Origin of the sequence: Tardiphaga sp. 20_F10_N6_6, from assembly GCF_052076045.1 — a bacterium.
Lineage (GTDB): Bacteria > Pseudomonadota > Alphaproteobacteria > Rhizobiales > Xanthobacteraceae > Tardiphaga > Tardiphaga robiniae.
In genome coordinates this window covers 4,760,603-4,775,394 of sequence record NZ_CP197239.1, presented here as the reverse complement: position 1 = coordinate 4,775,394, position 14,792 = coordinate 4,760,603, and the positions used below count along the sequence as shown (strand labels likewise).

11 protein-coding genes are annotated in these 14,792 nt (G+C 61.7%); 7 read left to right on the top strand and 4 right to left on the bottom strand.

Annotated elements, in window-relative coordinates; all coding sequences use genetic code 11:
- Window positions 1–208: 208 nt before the first annotated feature.
- The gene (locus AB7813_RS22865) at window positions 209–1,462 is read right to left on the bottom strand and encodes an acetyl-CoA C-acetyltransferase (RefSeq protein ID WP_441228453.1); all 1,254 of its coding nucleotides are present in this window, start codon (window positions 1,460–1,462) and stop codon (window positions 209–211) included.
- Window positions 1,463–1,713: 251 nt separating this feature from the next.
- Between AB7813_RS22865 and AB7813_RS22860 the strand changes: the two genes are divergently transcribed.
- The gene (locus AB7813_RS22860) at window positions 1,714–3,276 is read left to right on the top strand and encodes an adenylate/guanylate cyclase domain-containing protein (RefSeq protein ID WP_441228452.1); all 1,563 of its coding nucleotides are present in this window, start codon (window positions 1,714–1,716) and stop codon (window positions 3,274–3,276) included.
- Window positions 3,277–3,403: 127 nt separating this feature from the next.
- Window positions 3,404–4,318 (top strand): 3'-5' exonuclease, encoded by a 915-nt coding sequence (locus tag AB7813_RS22855; RefSeq protein ID WP_175365947.1) that lies wholly within the window; start codon window positions 3,404–3,406, stop codon window positions 4,316–4,318.
- A gap of 153 nt (window positions 4,319–4,471) precedes the next feature.
- On the opposite strand, the gene AB7813_RS22850 is transcribed toward AB7813_RS22855, so the two are convergent.
- Window positions 4,472–5,461, bottom strand: a complete 990-nt coding sequence (locus tag AB7813_RS22850; RefSeq protein ID WP_120288181.1) for a tripartite tricarboxylate transporter substrate binding protein — start codon at window positions 5,459–5,461, stop codon at window positions 4,472–4,474.
- Window positions 5,462–5,684: 223 nt separating this feature from the next.
- Between AB7813_RS22850 and AB7813_RS22845 the strand changes: the two genes are divergently transcribed.
- A complete protein-coding gene (locus AB7813_RS22845) occupies window positions 5,685–6,743 on the top strand; it encodes a ketopantoate reductase family protein (RefSeq protein WP_439056964.1) in 1,059 nt (352 codons plus the stop codon).
- An 82-nt stretch (window positions 6,744–6,825) separates the two neighbouring features.
- Here the strand turns inward: AB7813_RS22845 and greA are convergent, their stop codons facing one another.
- A complete protein-coding gene (gene greA, locus AB7813_RS22840; RefSeq protein WP_441228451.1) occupies window positions 6,826–7,308 on the bottom strand; it encodes a transcription elongation factor GreA in 483 nt (160 codons plus the stop codon).
- Window positions 7,309–7,647: 339 nt separating this feature from the next.
- Here greA and AB7813_RS22835 point away from each other — a divergent pair, with 339 nt between their 5' ends.
- A complete protein-coding gene (locus AB7813_RS22835) occupies window positions 7,648–9,516 on the top strand; it encodes a dihydroxy-acid dehydratase domain-containing protein (protein WP_441228450.1) in 1,869 nt (622 codons plus the stop codon).
- Window positions 9,517–9,698: 182 nt separating this feature from the next.
- Here the strand turns inward: AB7813_RS22835 and AB7813_RS22830 are convergent, their stop codons facing one another.
- A complete protein-coding gene (locus AB7813_RS22830) occupies window positions 9,699–10,055 on the bottom strand; it encodes a hypothetical protein (RefSeq protein WP_093761634.1) in 357 nt (118 codons plus the stop codon).
- A gap of 461 nt (window positions 10,056–10,516) precedes the next feature.
- Here AB7813_RS22830 and AB7813_RS22825 point away from each other — a divergent pair, with 461 nt between their 5' ends.
- The 3 genes from AB7813_RS22825 to bioB all read left to right on the top strand — a co-directional run bounded on the left by AB7813_RS22825 (window position 10,517) and on the right by bioB (window position 14,757).
- Complete coding sequence (locus AB7813_RS22825; protein WP_441228449.1) at window positions 10,517–11,248, top strand: outer membrane protein; 732 nt, start codon at window positions 10,517–10,519, stop codon at window positions 11,246–11,248.
- Window positions 11,249–11,439: 191 nt separating this feature from the next.
- Window positions 11,440–13,584 carry a methyl-accepting chemotaxis protein gene (locus AB7813_RS22820; protein WP_441228448.1) on the top strand — a complete coding sequence of 715 codons (2,145 nt, stop codon included), beginning with the start codon at window positions 11,440–11,442 and terminating at the stop codon, window positions 13,582–13,584.
- Between the two features lie 120 nt (window positions 13,585–13,704).
- Window positions 13,705–14,757 carry a biotin synthase BioB gene (bioB, locus tag AB7813_RS22815; RefSeq protein WP_439056961.1) on the top strand — a complete coding sequence of 351 codons (1,053 nt, stop codon included), beginning with the start codon at window positions 13,705–13,707 and terminating at the stop codon, window positions 14,755–14,757.
- Window positions 14,758–14,792 lie beyond the last annotated feature (35 nt).

Below are 14,792 nucleotides of genomic sequence, written 5' to 3'. Positions count from 1 at the left end.
GGCGCGCTCCCTCTACTCGCCCTTTGCGGGGAGAGGGTTGGGGTGAGGGGCGGGGTTTGACGCTTCAACACACGCGGACTCGCGGGTCGAGAAATTTTCCGACCCGCGAGTCCGCGTGTGCTGTGTCTGAAGTGATAGCCCCTCACCCGACCGGCTTTGCCGGTCGACCTCTCCCCGCAAAGAGCGGGGAGAGGTTAGAAGCAAACGCTTACACGCGCTCGATGATGATCGCCGGTGCCATGCCGCCGGCGGCGCACATGGTGACCAGGCCGCGCTTCAGGTTGCGGCGCTCGAGTTCGTCGAGAACAGTGCCTATCAGGATCGCGCCGGTGGCGCCGATCGGATGACCCAGCGCGATCGAGCCGCCATTGACGTTGACCTTGCTGCGATCGAGATCGAGATCGCGGATGAACTTCTCGGCGACCACGGCGAAGGCTTCATTGATCTCCCACAGATCGATGTCTTCCTTCTTGAGACCGGCCTTTGCCAGCACCTTCTTCGCGGCCGGCACCGGCGCATTCAGCATCAGGGTCGGGTCGTCACCGATATTGGCCATGGCCACGATGCGCGCGCGCGGCTTCAGGCCATGCTTGTCAGCATAGGACTTCGAGGTCAGCAGCAAGGCTGCGGCACCATCGACCACGCCCGATGAATTGCCGGCGTGGTGGAAATGCTCGATCTTGAGGTCCGGATATTTCTGGTTGATCTGCTTGCGGAAGGTCATGCCGCTTTCATCAAGAGGGTGATCGGCCATCGCAGCGAAAGCCGGCTTCAGACCGGCGAGACCTTCGGCAGTGGTTTCCGGACGGGGATATTCGTCCTTGGCGAGCACGATATTGCCCTCGTCATCCTTGACCGGGACAATGCTCTTGTCGAAACGGCCTTCCTTGATGGCGATGGCTGCGCGGCGCTGGCTTTCCAGCCCGAGCGCATCGAGCGCCTCGCGGCTGATGCCCTCCATCGAGGCGATCGCGTCGCCACAAATGCCCTGATGCGACTGCGGATGCAGCTTGGCGAGCCGCTTGTTGCCCGAGCCCATGCCGAGCGGCGCCTTGCCGGCGGCCATATCTTCGGCGGCCATCGCACCGGTCAGCGACATCATCTCGGTGCCGCCGGCGATGACGACGTCTTCCATGCCCGACATGATCTGCGCCGCCGCGAAATTCACCGCAGTGATGCCGCCGCCGCAGAAACGATCCAGCGTGGTGCCGGACGCCTTGATGTCATAGCCGGCATCGAGCGCGGCCATGCGGCCGAGATCGCCGCCCTGCTTGCCGCGCTGGGTCGAGGTCGACCAGATCACGTCGTCGACGTCTGCGGTGTTGAGTTTGTTGCGCTCGGCAATCGCCTTGAGCACGGTGGCGGCGAGATGCTGCGGATGCTGTTCGGCGAGCTTGCCCTTGCCCACTTTGCCGATGCCACGGGGCGTGCGGACTGCGTCGATAATATAGGCGTCGGCCATGATCTTCTCCCAAGAGTTTTGAAGTGTTTTTCTGACCGCGAGATTGGCCAAGCGACCCGTGAAGTCAAGGTGCGCAGGCGGCATGCACGTCTGCCAAAATTGGCGGGCGGCCGGTGCAATTTCATCCACTATTAGAAAATTGGCACAACCCAGGCACGATATTATAACCATACCGGCGCTATGAGACGGAGGCGGCCGCGCCGCTGCACGCTCATTGCGCTCAACAGCCAGAAATCCAGGAACCTATCTTCATGGATCAGCCTGATGTCACCCGCCGACGCTCGCGCGTATTTGCGCCCGGCCTCGCCGTCGCCGCGCTGCTGCTTCTGCTGCCTGTAGCCGTGTGGCTCGATCTGACCAATCTGGTTGACGCCGCCTTGCGCCGGCAGGCCAACGACCTGAACTCCGTGATCACCAGCGTGCGTGGTTATTACGCAACCAATGTGGTCGGGCGCGTGCTGGCCCATCAGGGCACCACGCAGGTGGTTCACAATTACGAAAGCGTGCCCGGCGCGATCCCGATTCCGGCGACGCTGTCCCTCGAACTCGGCCGGGTGATCGGGGCGCAGCAGGAGAATATCAACTACCGCTTCGTGTCGGATTATCCGTTCCAGAACCGCGCGCCGCACCAGCTCGACGATTTCGAGAAGACGTCGCTGCGCAGCCTGCGCGACAATTCTGAGCAGAAGATCATCGATACCAAGGCGTCGCTGTTCAGCGACACCGTCCGCATCGTGGCACCCGTGCTGATGGGCCCGGCCTGCGTCAGTTGCCACAACAGCCATCCGGAAAGTCCGAAGAAGGACTGGAAGGTGGGCGATGTCCGCGGCATTCAGGAAGTCATCATTACCCAGCCGATCGCGGCGAACCTGTTCTCGTTCAAATTCCTGCTGGCTTATTTCGCACTCGCCGCGATCAGCGGCGTCTCGTTCCTGACGCTGCAACGCCGTCAGTCACGGCGCATCGCAGGCATGAATCAGGAGCTGGAAGCCAATAACGATTTCCTCGCCACGCTGTCCATGAAGATCTCCCGCTATATCTCGCCGCAGGTCTACAAGAGCATCTTCAGCGGTCAGAAGGATGTCACGATACATACCGAGCGCAAGAAGCTGACGATCTTCTTCTCCGACATCCAGAATTTCACGGCCACGACTGAGCGGCTGCAGCCGGAGCTGATCACGCATCTGCTCAACGAGTATTTCACGGAGATGTCGGCCATCGCCCACGAATATGGCGGCACCATCGACAAGTTCATCGGAGATGCGATGCTGATCTTCTTCGGCGATCCGGAGACCAAGGGCGACCGTCAGGATGCGCAGGACTGCCTGCGCATGGCGTGGCGGATGCAGCGCAGGCTGATCGAGTTGAATGCGAAGTGGCGCACCGAAGGCATCGAGGAGCCGTTCAAGGCTCGCATCGGCATCAATTCCGGCTATTGCAATGTCGGCAATTTCGGCAGCGCCGATCGCATGGACTATACGATCATCGGCGCGGAAGCGAACCTCGCCGCACGTCTGCAGTCGATCGCAGAACCTGGCGGCATCGCCATCAGCTATGAAACCTTCGCGCTGGTGAGCGACATCATCACCTCGCATCCGCTGCCGCCGATCACCATGAAGGGCATCAGCCGCGAGGTCGTGCCCTATGCGGTGGACAGCATCATCGACGACAGGCCGGTGCAAACCGATATCGTCGTCGAACGCATGCCGGGGCTGGATTTCTATCTGGACCCCTCCGCCGTGCGGCCGGCCGACGCCGACCGCCTGCGTTCCGTGCTGAATGAGGCGCTCGCCTCGCTGGATCGCAAGGTATAATCGGCGCCGAATCAACGCCCCAGCGCCACACAGCTGTGTCTATCGCCGGCAGGCAGGTTGCCCCGATTCAGCGAACACCGTAGTCATGGCTGAACGACGCTGCGCCTGAAGAACTGCCCGGAATCAGATGCTCCAAGACGATCTTAGCCTGCAGGATGATCCCAGCCTCGCCGCCATGGCGGACACGCTCGCCAGATCGACCGACTACCGCGTCCTCCGCCGGCTGATCCCGCGCACCGAATTCGCGCCGGCCAATGGCCAGCCGACCCGCTCCGGCATTCTCCTCGACGTCGAGACCACGGGTCTCGATCAGGTGCGCGACGAAGTCATCGAACTTGCGATGATCAAGTTCGACTATCTGCCAGACGGCAGCATCACGCGCGTCGCGGATATCTTCACCGCATTCAACGAGCCGTCGCGGCCGATCCCGCCGGAGATCACCGAGCTGACGGGGATCACGGATGAGATCGTTGCGGGCCACCGCATCGATCCCGATGCCGTCGCCGCCTTCGCCGACGACGCCGTCATCGTCATCGCGCATAATGCAGGCTTCGACCGCAAGTTTTCCGAGCGCTACTGGCCGGTGTTCCAGCACAAGGCTTGGGGCTGTTCGGCCACGGAAGTGGACTGGCGCAAACACGGCTTCGACGGATCGCGCCTCGGCTATCTGCTCGCCGGCGCAGGCTTCTTCCATCAGGCCCACCGGGCGATCGACGACTGCCATGCGCTGCTCGAGATTCTTGCATTCGAATTGCCCGATCTCGGTGCGCCGGCACTGGCGGTTCTTCTGGAACGCGCCCGGAAGAAAACCATGCGGGTCTGGGCAGAGCAGTCGCCCTTCGATCTCAAGGACGAGCTGAAGCGACGCGGCTATCGCTGGAGCGACGGCTCCGACGGCCGGCCGAAGTCCTGGTACATCGATGTCGAAGAAAGCAAAGAAGCGAGCGAAATCGAATTCCTGCGCAAGACGATCTATATGCGCGATGTCGAACCGCGCGTGCAAGCGCTCAGCGCGATGAGCCGGTTTTCGGTACGAGCGTAATACATCTAAAGAAAAGGCTAGATATTCGCGTCGTCATTGCGAGGAGCCCTTGCGACGAAGCAATCCAGTCTTTTTGTTCTTGAAGGCAAGAACTGGATTGCCGCGTCGCTTCGCTCCTCGCAATGACGAACGTTAATTCAATCCAGCTGGCGGTCAGACCGGCTGCAGACCGAGTGCCTGCGCCGCCTCGATCCAGACCGGCAGCTCCTTCTGATACAGCGCATTGGTCTCCTTGAAGCCGAGCGCCGGTTCGAGCACGAAGGTCTTCAGCACTTCCTTCACTTTCGGATCGCTGTTGGCGGCGACGCAAAGCTGCGACAACCGATCGACAATCGGCTGCGGCGTCGCCTTGGGCACGGCCCAGCCCGTGAAGCCGCTCACAGTGAAGAACTTCGACGTCGCGCCTTGCTCGGGCAGCGTTTTCACATTCGGGATGGCGTCGACCTTCTTCGAATGCACGGCGAATGGCACGCCGCGGTCGCTCTGCAGCACACTTTGTGACGCAGTGTAGCTGCCCATCGCAAAATCGATCGAGCCTTCCGCCAGTCCCGTCCACATCGGCGCTTCGCCGCGATAATGGATCGGCTCGATCTTGAGGCCATACTGCTTGTTGAGTTCGTTGATCGTCATATGCGGCGCCGAGCCGACGCTATAGGTGCCGAAGTTCACCTTGTCGTTCTTGCGCGCGAAGGCGACGAAGTCCTCCAGCGTCTTGACGCCGGATTTTGGACTGGCGACCAACGGCAATCCGGCGCCGGGAATGACGCTGACCAGCGTCAGGTCCTTGTCCATGTCGTAGCCGGGCGTCTTCAGCATCACCCGGTTCATTACATAGGTGGTCGAGATGGAGCAGAGAATCGTGTGACCGTCTGGCTCGGCGCGCGCGACTTCCGCTGTGCCAATGGCGCCGGATGCGCCGGCCTTGTTTTCGATGACGACAGTCTGTCCGACCTGTTTGGATATATATTCACCGAAGGCGCGAGCGAGCAGATCGGTCTGCCCGCCGGCTGGATAGCTACAAATCATGCGGATCTGCCGCGATGGCCAGGCGGCTTGCGCCGAAACATCGCGCGCGACGAACGGCATGGCGGCAGCTGCCGACCCGGCAGCAATGAAGTGACGACGATTGATGATCGCAGACATGTTTCCCTCCGTTGTTTTTTATGACGGTAGCCGATCGCTCCCTCATTCGCCACGACGATAGGCGGGACAGATTGGCGCATTGGAAAAGCAAATCGCTTCCAGCTCTGCACGTATCGGCTCACGCCATCTGGATCGCAGCGCGGCAGTGCAGTAGTGTCCGCGCAAACTAAAAATGCCGGACCGTTCGGATCTGGCGCACACATCACGTGAGGGACGAAACACCATGGCGCGGAATATTCTGATTCTCGGAGCTTCCTACGGCTCGTTGCTGGCGACGAAGCTCTTGATGGCGGGTCATAACGTGACCCTCGTCTGCCGGAAGAAGACCGCCGAACTCATCAATCGCGATGGTACTGAAGTGCGCATCAAACTGCGCGACGAACCGACCCACCGCGCCATCTTCTCACGCGACCTGCCAGGCAAACTGGATGCGACCTCGCCGGATCAGGTCGACCTGTCGCGCTACGATCTGGTCGGTCTTGCGATGCAGGAGCCGCAATACACCAACCACACGATTCGCGTTCTGATGATCAAGATCGCCGCGGCGAAGCTGCCTTGCCTGTCGATCATGAACATGCCGCCGCTGCCCTATCTCAAGCGCATTCCGGGGCTGGCCGACATGAAACTCGAAGAGGCCTATACCAATGCCCAGGTGTGGGAACGCTTCGACCCGGGACTGGTGACGCTGTGCTCGCCCGATCCGCAGGCCTTCCGGCCGCCGGAAGAAGCGGCGAATGTGCTTCACGTCGGCCTGCCAACGAATTTCAAGGCATCGGCCTTTGCCGATTCGACTCACAACAAGCTGCTGCGCGAACTCGAAGCCGACATCGACGCCGTGAAGCTCGACGGCCAGGACGTGCCGGTGAAGCTGAAAGTATTCGACTCGCTGTTCGTGCCGCTGGCGAAATGGTCGATGCTACTCACGGGCAACTATCGCTGCATCACGCCCGAAGAGCCGCAGTCGATCCGCGAGGCCGTTCACGGCGACCTGAAAGTGTCGCAGTCGATCTACGAGCATGTCGATGCCGTTGCACGGCGTCTCGGCGCCGATCCTGAAGATCAGGTCCCGTTCGCCAAATATGCCAAGGCAGCGGAGAGCCTGCTCAAGCCGTCATCGGCGGCGCGCGCAGTTGCTGCTGGCGCGCCGTTTATCGAGCGGGTCGATCTTCTGGTGAAGCTGATTTCGCATCAGCTCGGCATGACCAATGCAAATATCGATCGCACGGTCGAGGTCGTCGATCAGAAGCTCAACGAGCGGCTGGAGTCCAGTGCGGGAATCTGACGCGCTGGCGTGACGGCGCTGCGATCGAGTACCGGCTTCGCGACTGACATCAGACGCGAAGCCGCCGCCGCGACGGCGTCCTCTATTTGATTGATATGATCTCGAGCTCCTGGGCGCCCGCGCCGACGATGTCACCGACGGCCTTGCCCATCAGCGATTTCGCCACCGGGGACACGAAGGAAATCGAACCGGCCTTGGGATCCGCTTCGTCCTCGCCCACGATCCGATAGGTCTGCACACGCCCGTCGTTGCGGCTGAAAGTCACCGTGCTGCCAAAGGCGACGGTATCCGTCGATGTCGGGGCCGGGACGAGCTGGGCCGTGCGAACGCGGGCCGCGAAATAGCGCATGTCCCGCAGCGGAATCGCCGCCTGACGTCGCCGCTCGTTCACGTCGTCGATGGCGCTCGCCGCGTCATGGGCCTCGCGGGCCTGCTGGAGCTGCGTCTCCAGCGCCTGCAAACCTGCCTCCGTCACAAGGTTCGGATGAGGCGAGATCGGGCGGTCGGGCAGCAGGGTTTCCGCAGCCGTTTCGGCACTCTCTTCCTTGGTGAAGGCAACGCTCAATCTCGAACTCCGTATCGACGCGATCCGCTGTGACGGCGCAGGAAGCGATTATCCCATTGGTTTGTCAAAACCATGCAGAAATAGCCTGATCGCGTAAATGCACCCGGAATTTTGTTGCTTTGCGGCACCGGACGGCGACAAGGCAGCCTTGTTCCAGCGGAGGGGCAATCCGATTGTGTTTGCGATCTTCGGGGGTTATGCACTGGCTAGACCGATCCTAAATTGGATCGTGGACGGACCCTGCCCTGACCGCAGGGTCTGACATGCGCCAATGCCGAGCGCCGGCGGCGGTGCATTCAAGCCTCGCAGATCAAGAACGCCGTCAGGAAGGAATTCGTCGTGTCCAAGTCGCCCGTCGTCACCATCGACAACCATCCCGGCCGCTCCGCGCAGACCATCGGCATTGCGCGCATACTCGGCACGGACGAGACGCTCATTCATGAGCCGTCGGTGGGCGTGGTCGGCACCAAGGGCGACAGCCAGTGCTATATGGGCGTGATGTCCAAGGTGGACGCGATCCATGAGAGCCTGAAGAAGCGCATTGGTCGTGGCGAAGGCCAGCTGCCCTATCGCCTCGTGCAGCCGGAATACACCATCGCCACTTCGGACGGCATCCGCAACGGCACGCGCGAAATGCGCTATTCGCTGATCGGCCGCGAAGTGACCAACGACGCGCTGTCGGAACATCTGAGTGCCACCGGCCTGCTCGGCACCATCGCCGTGGTCGCCTGCGACAAGCCGCCCGTCGGCGCGCTGGCCGCGCTGCTCGAACATAACGAGCCGTCGATCATCATGTCGGACGGCGCGATCCATCCCGGCACCGATCCGGAGACGGGCGAGAAGCTCGACATCGTCAGCGCCTATCAGGTCGCCGGCAATCCGGATGCCGAATATCGCCACCGCATCGCCTGCCATGCCTGCCCGGGCTATGGCTCTTGCGGCGGCATCTTCACCTACAACACCATGCAGACTTTCATCGGCGTGGTCGGCATGCAGCCGCTGCACATGGTGGCGCCACCATCGGACGATCCGCGTCGCGTCAAGGAATTCCCGGAGCAGCTGGTCAGCTATCTCGCCAACATGATCGCCAAGGGCATCAAGCCGCGCGACATCGTCAGCCGCGACTCGATCCGCAACGCGATGATCGTGTCGCTGGCGATCGGTGGCTCGACCAATGTGACGCTGCATGCGCCGGAAATCGCGCGCGCCGCGGGCTTCGCCGACTTCTGGAAGGAAGTCATGACGCCGGCGGAGTTCAACTACCTTTCGCAATATATCGTGCCGGTCCTCACCGACGCCCGGCCCTATGGCAAATATTCGATGGTCGATATCGATGCGGTCGGCGGCGTGCAGGTGATCGTGCGCGAGCTGATGGATGCCGGCCTGATCAATGGCGACGTGCTGACCTGCACCGGCGAAACGCTGGCCGAGCAGATTAAACGCCTCGAGACCAAGCCGGCCGACGGCCGTGTCGTCTATACTGTCGCGAAGCCCTACAAGCCGACCGGCGGGTTGCGCGTGCTCGGCGGCAACCTGTCGCCGGAATTCTCCGCCATTCTCAAGCTCGCCGGCGTCGAAGGCGGACTCGAGGACAATCGCTTCCGCGGCACCGCGCGCGTGTTCGAAGGCGAGCGCGGCCTGCTGCAGGCGCTCGACCAGCATCCGGAAAAATTCCAGAACCACGACATGGTGATCGTGCGCTACGACGGCCCCGTGGGCGCGCCCGGCATGCCGGAAATGCTCGACCCGACCTCGCGTATCACCACGCTGTGCCGCGAGCGCAATATCGTGGTTGGTCTCATGACCGATGCGCGCTTCTCCGGCGGCTCGGTGGGTCTGGTCATCGGCCATGTCGGGCCGGAAGCCGCACTCGGTGGTGCCATCGGGCTGATCGAGGACGGCGACGAGATCATCGCCGATCTCAATCTCAACGAACTCAACTGCACGCAGCTGCAGGACCCCGCCATCTATGCCAAGCGCAAGGCGGCATGGGAGAAGGTGGTCGCGGACAATGGCGGCATCCATCCGAACTGCGGCGAGGCCGATACGCGCCTGCTGCATCGCGCCCGCACCAGCGCCGTGCCCGCCACCCGCGGCGCCGGCCTGCATCCGAACCGCGAGGTCTGGGTGCGCAATGCGCGTGAAGCCAAGCGCTCCGGCTTCACGCCGAAGAACAAGCACCGCCCGGAAGCCGACAAGGCCTTCTAGACCTGCGGACGGGCGCTCAGGGCCGGGTTTGCTGCAAAGCTCCCGGCCTGAGCCATTTCCCGTCATCTTCCATCGGCTCTTCCCAAGGCGGCCGGAGCATTTTTCTTCATTTGAAGCATGATCTCTCGACAAACGAACTCGTTTGTCGGCGAAAATCGGCATCCTCTTTTCGGGATCATGCTCTAACCGTCTCCTGCTTCAAGCATTTTGAGCGCCTCGCGGTTATCTGCGGCGCGCGCATCGTCGATGTAAGCGACGAGCAACCGGTTGATGGCGACCGAATCAAGCAGCCTGAATTCGCGGGGCCTGATCCAGCCATCGAAATAGCGGTCGATATAACCGATGGGGCTATCGCGCTCCTCCACCCAGTTCGGCCCGATCAGACCTTGAGGGTGCAGTTCCCAGTAGCAGGAAATGAGGTGGCCGCCTTGGGCACCGGCCTGGGCAGAGTGGCCAAGGATTCGCTGACCGTCGCGTGGCGCCTCACTCATCGGCCGAAGGAAGTGGCCGTATTCACGTAAAATCCGCTCAACCTGCATGCAACGCGATTCCATTCCCGGAGGCGCCGACCGGCACCACGCAAACATCTAACGGGTCGCGCGTTTTTTGTTTCCCATAACAGACCGGTCGGTGTCATCACGCAGCCGGCATTCGCACAGCGCTTTTGAGACGTTCCAAAACGTGATGTGGGAGGTTGCAGGCGATGCAGATAAAGCGCTGTGGCTTTGCCGATCACAATAAATCGATCTAGAGCAAAACCAAACTGCTTCGGGTTAGCGCGAGCAGGTACGCTGGTCCGCCAAACCTCTGTAAATTAAGGCATCTTTCAGCTTTTATTAAGGCGTCGATAAGCATGCCGTTGCGCCAATCCGGATCGTGTCGGGTTGTCGATTGCTGTGGCGAATGGGTGACAGCATTTTACGCAAAAGCTGTCTAAGTCCACGCCATAGACGGAGCGAACGCGCTCTCGCTCTAAAATGGTTTTCTGGAGAAGAAGAAAATGAAGAACTTCCTGATGGGCACCGTTGCCCTGATCGCCCTGGGCGCCTCGATTCCGGCAATGGCCGCTGACCTGGCTGCTCGTCCCTACACCAAGGCTCCGGCTTACGTTGCCGCTCCGATCTACAACTGGACCGGTTTCTACATCGGCGGTCACGTCGGCGGCGCGTTCAATGGTTCGAACGGCTTCGGCGGCACTTCCGACAATTCGGACGGCCGTTTCCTCGGCGGTGTGCAGATCGGCTATGACTACCAGTTCGCTCCGAACTGGGTGTTCGGCATCGAAGGTCAGTACAGCTGGGTTGGTTCGAACAACACCAATGTCGCTTTCGTTCCGGCTGGCGTCACCTACAACCTGAACCAGAAGGGCCTCGCCTCGGTCACCGGTCGCATCGGTTACACCTGGGGTCCGGCACTGCTCTACGTGAAGGGCGGCTACGCTTACTCCGACTACAGCGAATCGCTGGTCACGACCGTTGGCGCCGTTCCGGTTGCCTTCGCAGCTGGCACCAAGCATGACGGTTACACCGTCGGCGCCGGCCTCGAATACCTGTTCACCCAGAACTGGTCGGGCAAGGTTGAGTACCAGTACTACGACTTCGGCAAGACCACCTTCGCTGCTCCGTCGCCCGCTGGCATCGTCGGCTTGTCGTCCCGCAACGACGAGCACACCGTCAAGGCCGGCCTGAACTACCGCTTCAACTGGGGTGGCCCGGTTGTTGCGAAGTACTGAGCTTCGCGCCTGATTTCAGGCTCTTAACTACGGAAAGGCCGGCGGAAACGCCGGCCTTTTTTCGTTTTACCCTTTGGTAACCTCGCAAGCCCCGCGACAGCCAAAGGTTGCCGATTTACCCGAATATTAACCCGGTACCTACATACTCTCTACGCGATCCGCCACCAGGACGGTGGACGCGGGGGGAATCAATGGCACTGACGTCGTTCATCGGAAAATTCGGACGGTTTCGTTTCTCGCGGCCCCGTTGGGGCATCCGCGGCAGCCTGTTCGCCGCCTTTGCTGTTATCGCGGGCATGGCAATCCTGATCAGTGCCGGTGCCGGCATGATTCTCGGTCAGCTCGGCGGCATGATGACGGACCTGAACGGCCGGGACATTCCGAAACTGACCGCCAGCCTTCAACTGGCCACCGCCAGCGAGAGCCTTGCCAGCCAGGGCCCGATGCTGCTGGCATCGAGCAGCCCCGACGTTCTGAAGGAACGCTCGCAGCGCATGCGCGATACGCACAAGATTGCAGTCGAGAAGCTCGACACCATCGCCAAGCTCGGCGCCGACAAGGCCGTGGTCGCCGCCCTGGCCGATACCGTCAAGAACATTGAAGACACGATTCGCAGCCTTGGCGCTGCCACCCAGGAACGCCTCGACGCCGTCGCCCAGCATCAGAAGCAATACGACTCCCTGCGCGCCGCTGCAGCAAACTTCGTCAAGATGTCGGAGCCAGCCGCCACCGACGCCCAGAACGTGATGAACGACACGCTGCGGGCAACAGTCTTCTCGGCCGAAGATTCGGGCGAAGCTGCGCGCGTCATCGTGCAGGTCGGCGAAGTCGTCGCCAGCACCAACCTGATCTCGTCCGATCTGATGGCCGCACTGTCTGCCGGCTCGTCGGAAGCGCTCTCTCCGATCGAAGACAACTTCAAGGCCGCCCAGACCCGCGTCAAATCCAATCTCGATGCTCTCGTCGGCATCAAGGGGACCAAAGAACTCAAGGAAGCCGCCTTGCAGCTGCTGGCGATCGGTAACGGCAAGAACAGCGTCTTCAAGGTGCGCCAGAAAGAGATGGACACCGTCGAATATGGCGAACTCATTCTCGACGAGACGCGCAAGCTCAATGTCGGCCTCGGCATGAGCGTCAAGCAACTGGTCGACAAGGTACGCAGCGAAACCGACGCCGCCACGACACAGGCGCAGACGACAATCACGCTGGCGACGCAGGTGATGCTCGGCCTCGGCGCGCTGACGCTGATCGGATCGGCATTGTTCGTCTGGCTCTATGTCGGCCGCAGCATCCTGCGCCGGCTCGCGCAATTGCAGCGCGCGATGCAGCGGCTGTCCAGCGGAGATCTCGACACCGAGATCGCCCGAAGCCGCCAGCAGGACGAAATCGCCGCGATGGCGGGCACGCTCGAAGTGTTCCGCGACAGCATGATCAACGCCCGCACGCTCAGCGCGGAACAGGATCAGGACCGCATCGCCAAGGGCGAACGCACGTCGCGTATCGAAGCCCGCATCGTCGACTTCGAGAGCAAGGTGCGCACCGCTTTGGAGAAGCTGCAGAGCTCGGCCGATTCCATGCAATCGACCGCGCAGAGCATGACGGCTACTGCCGATCGTTCCAGCGCGCTGGTCAGCGCCGTCGCGTCGGCCGCAGAGGAAACCTCGGTAAACGTCCAGACGGTGTCGGCCGGGACCGAGCAACTGTCGTCATCGATCAACGAGATCAGCCGACAGGTCGTAACCTCAACCGAAATCGCCGCAAAGGCCGTCAACGAGGCCGGCGAAACCGATGCGACGATGCAGGGCTTGGCCGACAACGCCAACCGCATCAGCGTGGTGATCGATCTGATCCAGACCATCGCCTCGCAGACCAACCTCCTGGCGCTCAACGCGACCATCGAAGCAGCGCGCGCGGGCGATGCAGGCCGCGGCTTCGCCGTGGTGGCCTCCGAGGTGAAGAGCCTTGCCGATCAGACCGCAAAGGCCACCGACGAGATTCGCACGCAGATCGTGTCGATGCAGCAGGTGACGTCCACCGCCGTCGGAGCGATCCGCAACATCGGGCAGACCATCGCCGAGATCAATCATGTGAGTGCTGCCATCGCTACCGCCGTCGAACAGCAAGGTGCAGCAACGCGCGAGATCGCGCGCAACATCCAGCATGCCGCGGGCGGCACCAGCGAAGTGTCAAGCAACATCGTCGGTGTCAGCGATGCATCGACGCAGGCCGGCACGGCTGCCAACGACGTGCTCGGCGCCTCGGGCGAACTGCGCCGCGAGGCCGACGTTCTTCGCGGTGAAATCGACGAATTCCTGTCGAGCATCCGCGCGGCATAGGAGCGGCGATCCAGCGCATGGCTGCACCCGGCCAGCGTCATTGCTCCAACCCTCAAAATCATGGACTGCTTTCACAGCAGCCCATGACCGGTGGCTGCGCAGAATGTAAGGATTGCGTGAATGCCCCCAACTCCCTCTGCATGGACATCGACCGAACTGCGCCACGACTGGCAGCGCCATGAAGCCCAGGCACTCTATGATTTGCCGTTTGCGGACCTGATTTTTCAGGCGCAGAGCACCCACCGCAGCAATTTCGATCCGAATCACGTCGAGACCGCGAGCCTGCTCAGCATCAAGACCGGCGGCTGCGCGGAAGACTGCGGTTATTGCTCGCAAAGCGCGCACTACAACACTGACGTCAAGGCGACCAAGCTGATGGATCGCGACGCCGTGGTTGCCACGGCGCAGCGCGCCAAGGATGCCGGTGCGAGCCGCTTCTGCATGGCCGCGGCCTGGCGCAATCCCAAGGACAAGGATCTCGACCGCGTCTGCGACATGGTCAGCGCGGTGAAGGATCTCGGCCTCGAGACCTGCGCGACGCTGGGCATGCTCACGGAAGATCAGGCCAAGCGCCTGCAGGACGCCGGGCTCGACTTCTACAATCACAATGTCGATACCTCGCCGGAATTCTACGGCAAGATCATCACCACGCGTACGATGGAAGACCGCATCGAGACATTGGCGCGGGCGCGTCATGCCGGCCTCAAGGTCTGCTGCGGCGGTATCATCGGCATGGGCGAGCAGGTCGAGGATCGTCTGGGCATGCTGATGCTGCTGGCCAACCTGCCGCATCATCCGGACAGCGTGCCGATCAATATGTGGAACGAAGTGAAGGGCGTGCCGGTCAACGACACCGCCGAGCGCCCGGATCCGATCGCGCTGGTCCGCATGATTGCCGTGGCGCGTATCATGATGCCGAAGAGCGTGGTGCGGCTTTCCGCCGGACGGCAATATATGACCGATGAATTGCAGGCGCTGTGCTTTGTCGCCGGCGCCAATTCGATCTTCATCGGTGACGTACTGCTGACCACGAAAAACCCCCAGACCGACCGCGACGCCAACCTGCTGGACCGGCTCGGCATGACCTCGCGGCTCGACGACGTGAGCGGAAAGAGCACGCCGACTCCGCCGGTTACCGCTTCAGCACAGGCCGATATGCGCGCCAGCGCATAAACCCATGCCCTGCACCAGCCGAATTTGTGCTGGCG